This window comes from Micromonospora reichwaldensis (assembly GCF_031845925.1).
GTDB lineage: Bacteria > Actinomycetota > Actinomycetes > Mycobacteriales > Micromonosporaceae > Micromonospora > Micromonospora reichwaldensis.
Genome location: NZ_JAVRFL010000003.1, coordinates 73,538 through 89,351, shown reverse-complemented (window position 1 = coordinate 89,351; position 15,814 = coordinate 73,538). Strand labels below are relative to the sequence as shown.

At 74.3% G+C, this 15,814-nt stretch carries 4 protein-coding genes; all 4 read right to left on the bottom strand.

From position 1 onward, the window contains the following. Nucleotides 1–79: 79 nt before the first annotated feature. Genes dmpG through RM555_RS03055 form a run of 4 tightly spaced genes read right to left on the bottom strand, consistent with a single transcriptional unit; the run spans nt 80 to nt 15,686 of the window. A complete protein-coding gene (gene dmpG, locus RM555_RS03070) occupies nt 80–1,099 on the bottom strand; it encodes a 4-hydroxy-2-oxovalerate aldolase (RefSeq protein WP_311410336.1) in 1,020 nt (339 codons plus the stop codon). After that, on the bottom strand, nt 1,096–1,986 hold the full coding sequence (locus RM555_RS03065; protein ID WP_311410335.1) for an acetaldehyde dehydrogenase (acetylating): 891 nt from the start codon (nt 1,984–1,986) through the stop codon (nt 1,096–1,098). Before RM555_RS03065 ends, dmpG begins: the two co-directional genes overlap by 4 nt. A gap of 60 nt (nt 1,987–2,046) precedes the next feature. After that, on the bottom strand, nt 2,047–9,165 hold the full coding sequence (locus tag RM555_RS03060; RefSeq protein WP_311410334.1) for a non-ribosomal peptide synthetase: 7,119 nt from the start codon (nt 9,163–9,165) through the stop codon (nt 2,047–2,049). Further along, nucleotides 9,162–15,686, bottom strand: coding sequence for a non-ribosomal peptide synthetase (locus RM555_RS03055; RefSeq protein WP_311410448.1), 6,525 nt, complete (start codon nt 15,684–15,686; stop codon nt 9,162–9,164). The genes RM555_RS03060 and RM555_RS03055 overlap by 4 nt, the downstream gene beginning before the upstream one ends. Nucleotides 15,687–15,814 lie beyond the last annotated feature (128 nt).

Here is a 15,814-nt window from a genome sequence, read left to right as displayed (position 1 = left end):
TCAGGTGATGCGGGCCCTTGGTGAGGTGGTGCCAGCCCTACGTCGGGTGATGCGGGCCCGGGGGGCCGCGCGTACCGGCTCAATGGCTCTGCTCGGCGGCCAGCGACATGGCGACCTCGATGATGGTGTCCTCCTGGCCTGCCACCACCCGGCGGTTGCCCAGCTCCAGCAGGATCCTGCGGGGGTCGACGCCGAAGCGGGCGCTCGCGCGCCGCACCGGCGCGGCGAACCCGGAGAACACGCCGGCGATCCCGCTGGCGATGGTGACGCTGTCGTTGGTGGGCACGTGCTTGACGAACCGCTCCTGTGCCACGTCGGCCGCGTCCAGCGCGCCGAAGAGCTGGATGTCGGTCTCGACCTGCCCGACGTGCAGGTTGGCCGCGACGAGTTCGATCGGTGCGTTGCCCGCGCCCGCGCCGAAGCCGCGCGCCGTGACGTCGACGATGGTGGCGCCGGCCTCGATCGCCGTCATGCTGTTGACGACCGACATGCCGAGGTTGTTGTGCGCGTGGAAACCGACCGCGATGTCGAGGTGCTCGACGAGTTCGCCGACCTTCTCGCGGACCTTCTCCGGCGTGTACGCGCCGGCGGAGTCCATCAGGATGACCGCCTCGGCGCCGTAGCCCTGCATGAGCCGGGCCTGTTCCAGCAGCTTCGCCGCGGAGGCCATGTGGCTCATCAACAGCATCCCCTTGACGGCGACACCCATCGCCCGCAGCATGGTGACCTGCTGCCGGGTGACGTCCGCCTCGGTGCAGTGCGCGCCGACCCGGACCTCGTCCACCCCGCAGTCCAGCGCCGGCTTGAGGTCGCGCTCGACGCTGGCGAACCCGGGGATGGACAACACGCCGAGGCGGGCCGTACGCAGCTCGGCCTTGGCGGCCCGCAGCATCTCGGCGTCGGTGAGCGCGGCCATGCCGACCTGGATGGAGGAGGCGCCGAGGCCGTTGCCGTGGCCCACCTCGACGACGTCCACGCCGGCCGCCTCCGCCGCCCGCGCGTAGGCGCTGATGTCCGCGCGGCCGAGTTGGTGGCCGACCGCGTGGTTGCCGTCGCGCAGGGTCGTGTCGCAGATGCTGAGTTTCGGTACGCCGCTCATGACCGCCGCCGTTCCGCCCGGGCCTCCGCGACCGCGAGTGCGGCGCAGGTGATGATGTCGAGGTTGCCGGCGTAGCGCGGGAACCAGTCGCCCCGGCCCTCGACCTCCACCGTGATCGTGATCCGGTCCCCGACGGTCACCGGCGGGACGACGACGCGGTAGCCGGGGACGTACGACCTGATCTGCTTCTCCATCATGGCGACGGACGCGCGCAGGGCGTCCATGTCGATCCGTTCGGCGGTCGTCACCGCGACGGAGTTGCGCATGACGATGCCGGGCTCGGCGGGGTTGATGACCAGCACGGTCTTGGTGCGTCGCACGCCGCAGAACTCGATGGTCGCCTGCTCGGTGGTGTGCACGTACTCGTCCAGGTTGGCCCGGGAGGCGGGGCCGACGGTGGCCGAGGCGCTGGCCGAGACGATCTCCAGGTAGTCGATGCCCTCCGCGGCCTCCGCCATGCAGTGGGCCATCGGGACCGCCGCCTGTCCCCCGCAGGTGACCATGCTGAGGTACTGCTCGTCGAGGCAGTCGTCCAGGTTGAGCGCCGGTACGCAGAACTTCCCGAGGTGCGCCGGCGTGAGGTCGACGAACGGCAGCCCGGTGGGCGCGACGAGCGACCAGTGGCGGGTGGCGTCGTCGGCCGAGGTCGCGTCGCAGACCAGGTCGATGTGCTCGGCGCGGGCGGTGACCGCGTCGATGCCGTCCACGCTGGTCGGCACCCCGTGCCGCGCGGCCAGCTCGATCCCGGGTGATCCGGCGCGACGCCCGGCGAACAGGACACACTCCAGCAGGGGGGACGCCTCGACCTTCAACAGCAGGTCCGTGCCGATGTTGCCCGTGCCCACGATGGCTACCCGTAGGGGTGGCGGGCTCGTGTGGGTACTCATCCAGTTCTTCCTCTCGTCCGGCCGCGCACGGCGGGCGCGGCCGGCATCCGTGACAGACGGTCAGCCCTCACCCAGCACGTCGGCGATGACGCGGGCGAGCGTGGTGACGTGCGGCGGCTTGATGACGCTGAAGTGGTCGCCCGGCACCCGGTGCACCCGCACGCCGCCGGTGCAGAGCTCCTCCCAGCGCGCCAGGTAGTCCGGGTAGCTCTGGCCGGAGGTGACCTCGTGCTGGCCGTCGGCGAGTTCGTCGCTGACGATCAGTTCCAGCCGCCCCGGCCAGGGCCGGTGCCGGTACTCGACGTCCACCTCCATGACCTCGCGCCAGATCCGAACCTGGCGCGGCCACGAGTCCCCCACGCCGCGCTCGGGCAGCGCGATGCCGGTCTCCTCGTCGATGTCGTCGACGAGGTGTTCGAGCAGGTCGAGGATCTCCCGGCGGCGTTCCGGCGTGTCGGCCTCGTCGCCACCCGTGCTCACCTCGTGCAGCAGCAACTCGAGGCGGCGGATCAGGGCGAGTTCGTTCCAGGCGTCGGCGCGGGTGTGGATGTCCAGGCCCGGGTCGAGCAGGATCAGCGTCACCTCCTGCCCGTCCTCGACCAGCCGGTGGGCCATCTCGCTGGCGATGCCGCTGCCGCCGCACCAGCTGAACAGCCGGTACGGCCCGTGCGGTTGGGCCCGGCGGAGTTCGTCGCCGTAGCGTTCGGCCATCTGCGCCGTGGTGGGCGTGCCCCCCGGATGCGGGCCCGGCCACTCGAACGCCGCCACCGGCTGGTCCGGGGGCAGGTGCGGGGCCAGACGCAGGTACCAGTGGGCGCTGCCGCCACCGGGGTGCACGCAGAACAGCGGGGGCCGGCCGTCGCCGCCGCGCCGCAGCCACATCATCGCGCCGGCCGTCGCCGCCGGGTCCTGAAGTGTCGCGGCCAGCCCGGCGACGGTGCGGTGTTCGACGAAGGAGCCGAACGTCAGCTCGTAGCCGTGCCGGCTGCGCAGCGTCGCGGTCAGTCGCATCATCGCCAGCGAGTGGCCGCCGAGGGCGAAGAAGTCGTCGTGCACACCGATCCGCTCGATGCCCAGCGCCTCGCTCCAGGCCGTGGCGATGTGCCTCTCGACGTCCGAGCGCGGCGCGACGTACTCGACGTCCGTCACCGGCCGCGAGCCGTCCGGCGCCGGGAGGGCGGCCCGGTCGACCTTGCCGTTGCGGGTGTACGGGAAGTCGTCCACGGCCAGGTAGTGGTGCGGGACGAGGTGCTGCGGCAACCGCTCCCGCAGGTGGTCACGCAGCTCGGCCGGGGACGCCGCGGTCGCGTCCGCGGGGCGGGTGTAGGCGACGAGCGAGGCGTCCGGGGTGCCGGCCCGGTGCACGGCGACCACGGCGGCGGCGACCGCCGGGTGGGCGGCGAGGGCGTGCTCGATCTCGCCGAGCTCGATCCGGAACCCGCGGACCTTGACCTGGTGGTCCCGGCGCCCGTGGAAGTGCAGGGTGCCGTCGGGGTCCCGGGAGACCACGTCGCCGGTGCGGTACACGCGCTCGCCCGGTCGCGACGCGTACGGGTCCGGCACGAACCGCTCGGCGGTGAGCGCCGGCCGGTTGAGGTACCCGCGCACCACGCCCGCCCCGCCGAGGACCAGTTCCCCGCGTACGCCGGGGGGCAGCAGGCGCAGTTCGTCGTCGACGACGTAGGCGCGCACGTTGTCCAGCGGGAGCCCGATCGGCGGCGGCGCCGTGTCCGTGGCCCGCAGCTCGGCGATGGTGGCCACGACGGTGGTCTCGGTGGGCCCGTACGCGTGCAGGACGCGGACCCGGTCGGCCCAGCGCGCCGCCTGCTCGGCCGTGCACGCCTCGCCACCGGTGACCAGCACCCGCAGGCGCGGGAAGTCGGCCGGGTCGAGGCGGTCCAGCAGCGGCGGCGGCAGGGTCATGTGGGTGAGTTCGGCCGCGTGGCGGCGGAGGTCGCCGGGGTCGGCGTCCGGCGGGGGCAGCACCAGCGCCGCGCCGTTGGCGAGGGCCAGCAGGATCTCCCAGACCGACGCGTCGAAGCTGGGCGAGGCGAACTGGAGCACCTCGTCGCCGGGCCGCGCCTGCAGGACCCGCCGTTGGGCGTGGCAGAAGTTGAGCACGGCGCGGTGGGTGACCGCGACGCCCTTGGGCCGCCCCGTGGAGCCCGACGTGTAGATGACGTAGGCGAGGTTGTCCCCGCTGAGCCGTGCCGCCGGCGGGTAGGCCGCCGGGGGCCGGCCGTTCGCGAGGTCGGCGACCAGCACCGTCGCGGTCGTGCACGGCAGGCGCGGGGCCAGGTCGCCGTCGGTCAGCACGACCACGGGCGCCGCGTCGCGGACCATGTCGCCGACCCGCTCGGCGGGATAGGCGGGATCGAGCGGCAGATACGCCCCGCCGGCCTTGAGGACGGCCAGCATCGCGACGATGAGGTCGATCCCGCGGGGCAGGTGGATGCCGACGACCGTGTCGGGCCGGACGCCCAGCTCGCCCAGGCGCGCGGCGAGCCGGTCGGACCGGTCGTCGAGCTGCCCGTAGGTGAGCGTGGCGTCGCCGTGCCGTACCGCCACCGTGGCGGGCGCGGCGGCCGCGCGCCGGGCGACGAGGTCGTGGACGAACGGGGCCGCCGCGAAAGGCTCGACGGGCTGGTACGCCTCGACCGCCCAGGCCCGGTCGGCGGCGCTCAGGCCGACGTCCGTGTCGCCGTCGGGGTCGGCGGCCATCGCCTCCAGCACGTGCCGGTAGGTCCGGGCCAGCAGTTCGAGGTACGGCCGGTCGATGTCGGCGGGCCGGGCGCCCAGCCGCAGGACCCCCGGGAAGGTCCACACGTCCAGCCCGACGCTGCTCGGGCTGAAGTCGTCGACCATCTCGACCGACTCGGCGGGACCGTCGAGCACGTGGAAGTCCAGGTACGAGAAGCCGACCCGCAGCAGTGGCGAGCCGTTGCCCCACTGGCGTTGCATGGCCGGCAGCGGGTAGCGGCGGTGCGGCCAGAGGCGCGCCTCGCCGGCGAAGACGGCCTGGACCAGGGCCCGCCAGGTGCGGGCGGAGGTGTCGGCGGCGAACGGCACGGTGTTGAGGTACATGCCGAAGACCTCGTCGCCGCGCAGCCGCTCGGGCCGGCCGTTGCACAGCAGGCCGGTGAAGAACCGCTGCCGGCCGGTGACGATGCTCAGCACCTTGAGGTGCGCGGCGTGCAGCACGCTCTTCAGGGAGGTGCCGGCGGCGGCGGAGAGCCGGCGCAGTGCGGGACGCAGGTCCGCCCACGGCACCTCGACGATGTTCGCCGGGGCGTCCGAGCCGGTGCCCCACTCCGGCGGGAGTTCGAGCCGGTCCGACCCGGCCACGGTCGCCGCCCAGAAGCCACGGTCCGTCGCCGAGGCGAGGGACGCGCGCTCGCGGGCGACGAGGTCGGCGAAGCGCACCGCCGGCGGTGGCGGCAGGGCGGGCCGCTCGCCCCGGCGCAGCGTCCGGTACAGCGAGATCAGCATCGCCACCGTGGAGGTGTGGCTCCAGCCGTCGAGGATCGCGTGGCTCTCCGAGTGGGTCAGCCGCCATTCGCAGTCGCCGAGCTGGTGCACGTGGTAGCGCAGCAGCGGCGCCGTGGTGATGTCGAACGGCCGGACGCGCTCGGCCCGCAGGTGTGCGCGTACGGCCTCCTCCTGCTCGTCGGGCCGCAGCCCGCGCAGGTCGTCGTAGCCGATCGGCAGGTCGACCGACGCGTGGACGAGCTGCATCAGCTCGGAGTAGTGGGACAGGTCGAACGACGTGCGCAGGATCTCGTGCCGGTCCGTGAGCAGCCGGCCGGCCTCCCGCAGCGCGTCCAGGGAGAAGGACTGCCGGTCGGTGATCCCGTAGCAGGAGACGTTGCGGTAGACCGGCCGGTCGCCGCCGGAGAGCATCTCGAACAGCATGCCCGCCTGGTTCTGGGTGATCGGATAGGCGTCGACGAGCCCGTCCGGCAGCCGGCTGCGGTCCGCGTCGCCCACCAGCGCGAACCGGCCGACGGTCGACTCGGTCTCCTCGCCCGGCCCGGTCCGCACGGCCACGCCCGCCAGCTCGGCCACGCTCTGGTGGGTGAACAGGTCCTGGACCGACACGGTGAGGCCGGCCGCGCGCAGCAGCCCCACCATCCGGATCGCCCGCATCGAGTCGCCGCCGAGCAGGAAGAAGCTCTCCGTCACGCCGACCGTGTCGAGGCCGAGCGCCACGCCGAACGCGTCGGCGATCCACTTCTCGATCTCGTCGCGGGGGGCGACGTAACCGCCGCCCTGCGCGCCCGGCGCCGCCTCGGGTGCCGGCAGGGCGCGGCGGTCCACCTTGCCGCTGGCGGTCAGCGGCAGGGCGGGCAGGATCGTCCAGCGCGCCGGGACCATCGCGTCCGGCAGGCGGTCGACCAGGTACGCGCGTACCGGATCGACGGTCTCCGGCCCGACGAGGTAGCCGACGAGCTGCTCGTCGTGGACGGCCACCGCCGCCGCGGTGACGCCGGGAGCCTCGTACAGCAGGGCCTCGACCTCGCCGAACTCGACGCGCTGGCCGCGGATCTTCACCTGGTGGTCGATCCGGCCGAGGTACTCGATGCTGCCGTCGGGGCGGTAGCGGGCCAGGTCACCGGTGCGGTACAGGCGCCGCCCCGGCGCGGCGGCGAACGGGTCGGGGACGAACCGTTCGGCGGTCAACGCGGCCCGGCCCAGGTAGCCCCGGGCGAGCTGCACGCCACCGATCAGCAGCTCGCCGGGCACACCGACCGGGACGGGCTGACCGGCGGCGTCGACGATGTGGGCGGCGGTGTTGGCGATCGGGCGGCCGATGGTGACCGGCTCGCCGGGCTCGCACCGCGCCGCGGTGACGTCGACCGTGGTCTCCGTGGGGCCGTACAGGTTGTGCAGCTCGCAGCCGATCCGCTCGTGCACCCGCTCGGCCAGGTCGGGCGGCAGCGCCTCGCCACTGCAGATCAGCCGCCGCAGGGACGGCAGCGCCCCGACGGGCTCGGCCAGGAAGGCCCGCAACATCGACGGTACGAAGTGGACGGTGCTGATGCCCTCCGTGCGGATCACCTCGGCCAGGTACGCCGGATCGCGGTGCCCGCCGGGGCGGGCGAGGACCAGCGTCGCGCCGGTGACCAACGGCCAGAAGAGCTCCCACACCGACACGTCGAACCCGACCGGCGTCTTCTGCAGCACCCGGTCCGAGGCGTCGAGGCGGTAGGCGTCCTGCATCCACCGCAGGCGGTTGACGATCGCGCCGTGCTCGATCAGGGCGCCCTTGGGTCGGCCGGTCGACCCGGAGGTGTAGATGAGGTAGGCGGCGTGCCCGGGCGTGATCTCCGCCGACGGTTGCGGGTCGTCGGCGGACGTGTCCTCCTCGGCGGCCAGGAAGTCCTCGTCGATCACGAGCTGGGCGCCGGAGTCGCGCACCATGAAGGCGCGCCGGCGCGCCGGCAGGTCCGGGTCCAGCGGCAGGTAGGCGGCGCCGGCCTTCAGGACCGCCACCAGGGCCCGCATCAGGTCCAGGCCGCGCGGCAGGCAGACGGCCACGACGGACTCCGGTCCGACCCCGGCGTCGCGCAGGCGCCGCGCGAGGGCGCCGGCCTCGGCGTGCAGCCGGCGGTACGACAGTTCCGCGCCGTCGAAGCGCAGCGCGACCGCGTCGGGCGTACGGGCCGCCTGCGCGTCCAGCAGACCGGTCAGGGTGTGCCGGGGGTGGTCGACGGCGGTGTCGTTCCACGCCGCGAGCTGGGCCGTCTCGGCGTCGGTGAGCATGGGTAGCCGGGTGACCGGGGCGTCCGGGTCGGCGACGACGGCGCTCAGCAACCGCTGGTAGTGCCCGGCCAGCCGCCGCACGGTCGCGTCGTCGAACAGCGCCGTCGGGAAGTCCACCCCGCCGGAGAGGGAGCCGTCCGCCTCCTCGGTCAGCCCGAGCGTCAGGTCGAACTTCGCCGTGGTCGGGCCGGCGTCAAGCTCCTCCCCCACGAGGCCGCCCGCGGCGAAGCCCGTCGACCCGCCCTCCTCGAAGAGGAACATGGTCTGGAACAGCGGGTTGCGCGACAGGTCCCGCTCCGGGGACAGCGCGTCCACGATCCGCTCGAACGGCACGTCCTGGTGCGACTGCGCGTCCAGCACCGCCTCCCGGACCCGGGCCAGCAGCTCCACGAAGGTCGGCTCGCCGGACAGGTCCGTCCGCAGCACCAGCGTGTTGAGGAAGAGCCCGACCAGGCCGTGCGTCTCCAGGCGGTCCCGGCCGGCGGCCGGGGTGCCCACCGCGACGTCGGTCTGCCCGGTGTGGCGGGTCAGCAGGAGCTGGAACGCGGCCAGCAGCACCATGAACGGAGTGGCGTTCGACGCCCGGCCCAGGTCACGCAGCCGGCCGGCGAGGGCGGCCGGCACGGTGAACGTGACCAGCCCGCCGTCCGGGTTCCACACCGGTGGCCGGGGCCGGTCGGTCGGCAGTTCCAACGGCGTCAGCCCGGCCAGCCGGTCCCGCCAGTGGTCGAGCTGCCGGTCCAGCCGGTCCCCGGCGAAGCGGGTCCGCTGCCAGACCGCGAAGTCCGCGTACTGGATGGGCAGCGGGGCCAGCGGGGAGGGCCGGCCGGCGACGAACGCGTCGTACAGGGCGGCCAGCTCGCGCAGGATGATCCCCTCGGACCAGCCGTCGGAGGAGATGTGGTGCATGGTGAGCACCAGGGCGTGCTCGTCCTCGGCGAGGCGGACCAGCCGGGCCCGCAGCGCCGGGCCGGCGGCCAGGTCGACCGGGTCCGGCGCGCCGAGCAGCACGGTGAGGCGCTGCCCGGCCGCCTCCCGGTCGGCGTGGCCGAGGTCGATCGTCGTCACCTCGACCGGGGCGGGCGGGTCGACGACCTGTGCCGGTTCGCCGTCGACGACGACGTACCGGGTCCGCAGGATCTCGTGCCGGGCGACCAGTTCGGTCAACGCCCGGCGCAGCGCGCCGGCGCGCGGCGTGCCGCGCAGCCGCAGGCCGACGGACATCAGGTAGCCGGTGCCGCCGGGCTGCAACTGGTCGAGCACCCAGAGCCGGTGCTGCCCGAAGGAGAGCGGCAGCGGACCGGTGCGGGGCGCCGGGGCGATGGTGTCGGCGCGGCGGGCCCGACCGGCACCACGCAGGCGCCGCTGGAGCAGTTCCTGTCGCGGGGACGCGCTCGGGGTGTGGCTGGCGGTCACAGGTTGCCCTCCTTCAGCAGTTCCGCCACCTCGGCGTCGGAAAGCTGTGAGATCTCGTTTTCGATGGCCGTCTGCACCGCGTCGGCGAGGTCGGCCACTGTGGTCTGCTCGAACAGCAGGCGCAGCGGCAGGTCGAGGTCGAAGCCCTGCCGCAGGTGCGCGAGCACCCGGGTGGCGAGCAGCGAGTGACCGCCGAGGTCGAAGAAGTCGTCGTGGACGCCGACCCGGTCGACCTCCAGCACGGTGGCCCAGATGTCGGCCACGGCCTCCTCCAACGGGGTACGGGGTGCCTCGTACGCCCGGCCAGGATCGGCGCGCACGGGTGTCGGCGCGGGCAGCGCCCGACGGTCGACCTTCTTGCTGGTGGTCAACGGCAGTGCGTCCAGCACCATCCACTGGGCCGGCACCATGTAGTCCGGCAGCCGGTCGCGCAGGTGGGCCCGGAGTTCGCCGACCGCCGGCGGGGTGCCGTCCCGGCAGACCAGGTAGGCGACCAGGCCCTTCTCCCCCGGCTGGGTCTCACGGGCCACCACCGCGACCGCACGGACCGCCGGGTGCTCGGCCAGCGCCGACTCGATCTCGCCGAGTTCCATCCGAAACCCCCGGATCTTGACCTGCTGGTCGATCCGGCCGAGGAACTCGATCGTCCCGTCCGGCCGGTACCGGACCAGGTCGCCGCTGCGGTAGAGCCGTCCGCCGGGGTCGTCGCCGAACGGGTCGGGCACGAACCGGTCGGCGGTCAGTGCGGGCCGGCCCAGGTAGCCCCGGGCCAGCCGCACCCCGCCGAGCAGCAGCTCGCCGGGCACCCCGACCGGGACGGGGTCCAGGTGTTCGTCGACCACGTAGGTCCGGGTGCCGGGGACCGGGCGGCCGATCGGCAGGGTCTCGTTCCGCTCGCCGGACGGGTCGCCGGTGACCGGGTGCAGCAGGCAGGTGACGGTCGCCTCGGTCGGGCCGTAGTTGACCAGGAACCGGCCGGGCAGTCCGGTGGCCGCCCAGCGCCGGGCGTCGGCGACGGTCACCACGTCGCTGCCGACGTTCATCAGCTTCAGGTGCCGCAGCCGGTCGTCGCCGGCCGGCAGGGCGTCCATCACCTCCCGGTAGTAGGCGGGGGTGATCTCCATGTGGGTGATCCGGTGCCGGGCGAGCCGGTCCGGCAGCTCGGCCGGGCTCCAGAAGACCGGGTCGCTGACCACCAGGGTCGCCCCGGCCAGCAGCGTGGCCATCATGCCGTCCATCGCCACGTCGAAGGTGAGCGCGGAGAGCAGCACCACCCGGTCGCCCGGTGCGATGTCGTACGCGCGGGCGATGACCTCGCAGTGGTGGGCGTACGCGCCGTGCGGGATCATCGCGCCCTTGGGCCGGCCCGTGGAGCCCGAGGTGTAGATGACGTAGGCGAGGTCGTCCGACCCGGTCGACGGGTCCGGCGCGGTGCCGTCCCGACCGGCGATCACCGCCCGGTCGGCGTCCACGGCGACCACGGCCACCCCGTCGGCGGCGACCCGGTCGGCGAAGCTCGCCTCGGTGACCACCACCGCGGCCCTCGCGTCGGCGATCATGAAGCGCAGCCGCTCGGTGGGGTGGTCCGGGTCGACCGGGAGGTACACCCCGCCCGCCTTGAGCACCGCGAGCAGCGTGACCACCACCTCCAGGCCGCGTTCCAGGCAGACCGCGACCGGGACCTCCGGGCGTACCCCGAGTTCGCGCAGGTGGTGGGCGAGCCGGTTGGCCCGGGTGTCCAGCTCGGCGAAGGTCAGCCGCCGGCCGTCGAACTCCACCGCCACGACGTCCGGGTGCTGCCGGACCCGCCGGCCGAACAGCTCCACCACGCCGGCGCCGGCGGCCTCGGCGGCGCGCAACGGCCCGGCGGGCTCGGCGGCGCGCAACGGCCCGGCGGGCTCGGCGGCGCGCAACGGCCCAGCGGGCGCGACCGGCTCGCCGGCCAACGGCCCGAGAAGGTACGCCCGCTCCGCGCCCGTGGGCAGGGTCAGGTCACGCAGGGCGGTTCCCGGCGCGGTCGCCACCTGGGCGAGCAGGTGCAGGTAGTGCCCGGCCATCCGCTCGATGCTGGGGCGGTCCCAGAGCGCGGTGGCGTACTCGAACCAGCAGCGCAGCCGGCCGTCCGGGTGCTGCTCCACGGAGAGGGTGAGATCGAACTTGGCCACCGGGACGGTGCTGTCGACGTGCGCGATGGTGGTCGGGCCGAGGGTCGCGGTCATTCGCTCCAGGTGTTGCAGTTCGAACATCACCTGGAACAGCGGATTGCGGGACAGGTCCCGGTCCGGCCGCAGCGCGTCGACCAGCCGCTCGAAGGCGACGTCCTGGTTGCGGAACGCGTCCGTCACGGTGCGGCGCACCTGGTCGAGCAGGACCGGGAAGGGCTGGTCGTCGACCAGCTCGGCGCGCATCACCAGGTTGTTGACGAAGAAGCCGAGCAGGTCCTCGGTCTCCTGCCGGGTCCGGCCGGCGACCGGGGTGCCGACGGCCACGTCGTGCTGCCGGGCGTACCGGCCGAGCAGGACCTGGAAGGCCGCCAGCAGCACCATGAACAGGGTGGCGCCCTCCCGGTTGCCCAGCTCGGCCAGCGCCCGCCCGACATCGGTCGGCACGTCGACGACGACGTTGTCACCGGCCGGGTCGCGCAACGCCGGGCGGGGCCGGTCGATGGGCAGCTCCAGCGGGGTCGACCCGGCCAGTTGCCGGGACCAGTAGGCGAGCTGCGCGTCCAGTTCGGGGCTGTCCTGGCGGGCCGTCTCCCAGGCCGCGAAGTCCGCGTACTGCACGGGCAGGTCGGGCAGTGCGGTGGCCGCACCGCCCCGCGCGTACCTGCGGTAGAGGGTGTCGAGTTCGCGCAGGAGGATGTCCATCGACCAGACGTCGAACGCGATGTGGTGCATGGTCAGGGCGACCAGGTGCTCGTCGGCGGCGACCCGGATCACCTGGGCCCGGATCGGGCGTTCGGTGGCCAGGTCGAAGGGCCGGCCGGCCGCGACCCGCAGCAGCACCTCGGCACCGTCGACGACGTCCGGGGCGCCGCTGAGGTCGATCAGCTCCCACCCGACCGGTCCCGGCGGGTCGACCACCTGCACCGGCTCGCCGTCGACCGAGTGGTAGCGGGTACGCAGGATCTCGTGCCGGTTGACCACCTCGTCCAGCGCCCGCCGGAACACCGCCACGTCCAACGGGCCGGTCAACCGCATCGAGATCGGGATCAGGTATTCGAGGCTGCCCGGTTCGAGCTGGTCCAGGAACCACAGCCGGCGCTGGCCGAGGGAGAGCGGCAGCTTCCCGTCCCGCGTCACCGGCCGGATCGCCGCGTCGGCCGGCTCGTCGGTGGACCCGGCGCCGTGGCGGGCCTCGTCGACCAGGGCGGCGAGTTGGCCGACGGTGGGGGCGGTGAAGAGCTGCCCGACGGTCAGCTCCACGTCGAGTGCCCGGCGCACCCGGAGCACGCCCCGGATGGCGAGCAGGGAGTGGCCGCCGAGGGTGAAGAAGTTGTCGTCCCGGCCGATCCGTTCGACGCCGAGCAGCTCGGCCCAGATCCCGGCGACGGCCCGCTCGGTGTCGGTGGCCGGCGGCAGGTACCTCCGCCCGGCATCGGGGCGGGGGCCGTCGGGTGCCGGCAGGGCCGCCCGGTCCAGTTTGCCGTTCGCGGTCAGCGGAAGGCTCTCCAGGCTGATCACGGTGGACGGGACCAGCGCGGCGGGCAGCCGGTCGGCGAGCGCGTCGCGCAGTCCGTCCGGATCGATCCGGGCACCGGCGGCGGGGACCACGTACGCGACCAGCTCCGCGTCGCCCGACGGCGGCCGGTGCAGGGCCACCACCGCCGCGTCGACGGTGGGGTGCCGCCGCAGGGCCGCCTCGACCTCGCCCGGCTCGATGCGTACCCCGTGCAGCTTGACCTGGTGGTCGAGGCGGCCCAGGTACTCCAGGCTGCCGTCGTCGCGCCACCGGGCCACGTCCCCGGTCCGGTACAGGCGCTCCCCCGGGCCGCCGTACGGGTTGGGGGTGAACTTCTCCCCGGTCAGGCCGGGTCGGCCCAGGTAGCCTCGCGCCAGGCCGATCCCGCCGAGGCAGAGCTGGCCGGCCACCCCGACCGGCACCGGCCGGTCGTCGGCGTCGAGGACCAGGACGCCGCAGCCGGGCAGCGGCCGGCCGATCGGGACGGTCCCGGTCCCCTCGTCACCGCGGTAACGCCAGGCGGTCGCGTCGATGGCGCACTCGGTGGGGCCGTAGGTGTTCCAGACCTCCACGGGCAGCAGGGCCCGAAGCTGCTCGCAGAGCGCCGCCGGCAGCGGCTCCCCCGCGGAGCAGACCAGCCGCAGCGCGGCACAGCCGGACAGGTCGGCCTCGTGCAGCAGCACCCGCAGCACGGACGGCACCAGTTGCAGCACCGTCACGTCGTGGGCCCGCATCGCCCGCAGCATCGCGCCCGGGTCGCGGTGGGCGTCCGGGGCGGCCAGGACGACCGCGCCGCCGCTGACCAGCGGCGCCAGGAACTCCCACATGGAGGCGTCGAAGCCGAGGGCGGTCTTCTGGAGCACCCGGTCGGCGGCGGTGAGGCGGTACTGCTCGACCGACCACAGCACCCGGTTGCGGATGCCGGCGTGGGTGACCACGACGCCCTTGGGCCGGCCGGTCGATCCGGAGGTGTACATGACGTAGGCGGCGGCGTCGGGGTCGGTGGCCGGCAGCGACACCGTCGCGGTGCCGCCCTCGGCGTCGGTCCTGCTGTCGTCGGCGCCGTGAGCGGTGTCGACGAGCACCACCGGGGCGTCGTTGGCCGACAGCAGGCCCCGCAGGGCCGACTCGGTGACCAGCGCTGACACCCCGGCGTCGGCCGCCATGAACTCCAGCCGGTCGACCGGCTGGTCGGGGGCGAGGGGCACGTAGACGCCGCCGGCGAGCAGCACCCCGAGCAGCGCGGTCACCAGGTCCGGCCCGCGGTGCACCGCGACCCCGACCGGGGAGCCGACGCGAACGCCGACGGTGTGCAGGTGCGCGGCGAGCTTCCGGGCGCGGCCGGCCAGCTCGGCGTAGCCGACCTCGGTGCCGTCGTCAGCGATCAGCGCGGTCGCGTCGGGGGTCGCCGCCGCCTGGGCGAGGAAGAGCTCCGGCAGCCCCGGACCCGCGGGCCGGTCGGCGCCCCGGCCCCACTCGCCGAGCACCTCCCGGCGCTCCCGGGGGGCCAGCAGGTCCAACTCGTCCAGGGGGACCTGGCCGGCGGCGACGACGGCGGCCAGCAGGTGCAGGTAGTTGGCGACCATGCGGTGCACCCGGGGGCCGTCGAACAGCGCGGTGGGGAAGACCACCTCCCCGTGGTACGAGCCGTCCGGCCGTCCCACCAGTTGCAGGGAGAGGTCGAAGGCGGCCGATGTCCACGAGGTGGGCTGCTCGGCGACGGTCAGGCCGGGCAGGGCGAAGGCGGCCCGGTCGGCGTTGTGCAGCCCGAACCCCACCTGGAACAGCGGGTTGCGGGACAGGTCCCGCTCCGGGGACAGCTCGGCGACGATCCGGTCGAACGGCACCTGCTGGTTGTCGTAGGCGTCCAGGGTGGTGCCGCGGACCTGGTCGAGCAGGTCGAGGAAGCACGCCGGGGCGGCCAGGTCGGCCCGGAGCACGACGGTGTTGACGAAGAGGCCGATCAGGTCCTCCAGCTCGACCTCGTGCCGCCCGGCCACCGACACCCCGACCGCCACGTCGGTCTGACCGGCGTACCGGCCGAGCAGGAGCTGGAAGGCGGCGAGGAAGACCATGAAGGGGGTGGCGCCCCGGTCCGCGCCGAGCCGGGTCAGGGCGGTCGCCAGGTCCGCCGGCACGGTGAAGGTGAGGCCGTCGCCGGCTGCCTGCCAGTGCGCGGGCCGGGGCCGGTCGGTCGGCAGGTCGAGCGGGCCGAGCCCGGACAGCCGCTCCCGCCAGTAGCCGACCTGGGCGTCGACGTGCGGCCCCGACAGCCAGTTCTCGCGCTGCCAGGCGGCGAAGTCCGCGTACTGCACGGGCAGCGGCGGCAGCGGGTCGGGCCGGCCGGCGACGAACGCCCCGTAGAGGGTGTGCAGCTCCCTGGCGAGCACGCCCCAGGACCAGCCGTCGAAGGCGATGTGGTGCACCACCAGCAGCAGGACGTGGTCGTCGGTCGCGCAGCGGATCAGCCGGGCCCGCAGCGGCGCGTCCCCACGCAGGTCGAACGGGGCGTCGAGGGTGGCGTCCAGCACCTCGTCGAGGCGGCCGTCCCGGTCGCCGGCCGGCGAGTCGCCCAGGTCGACGAGGTCGACGTCGACCGGGCCGGGCGGGTCGATCACCTGCACGGCACGTCCGTCCACCGTGTCGTACCGGGTCCGCAGGATCTCGTGTCGCGCGCTGATCCCGCTCAGCGCGGCCCGCAGCGCCGTGGCGTCGAGCGGGCCGCGCACCCGTACCGCCTGGTGCAGGAGATACTCGCTGGCACCGGAGCGCAGCTGGTCGACGAACCAGAGCTGCTCCTGCGCCGACGACACGGCGTGGCCGCCCTCGTGATCGGACAGCACCGCCCCGCCGGTGCCGACGTACCGGCTGTCGCCGTCTGCCATGGGTCCTTCGCCTCCGTGTCCGGGCCGGGCATCGCTGCGATGCCGTGGGGAGTTGGTTCCGTGTGCGCGAGGGTCCCGGGCAC

Coding starts and splice junctions, on each gene's coding strand:
- RM555_RS03065 (WP_311410335.1), bottom strand. CDS start 1,986: ATGAGTACCCACACGAGCCCGCCACCCCTACGGGTAGCCATCGTGGGC.
- dmpG (WP_311410336.1), bottom strand. CDS start 1,099: ATGAGCGGCGTACCGAAACTCAGCATCTGCGACACGACCCTGCGCGAC.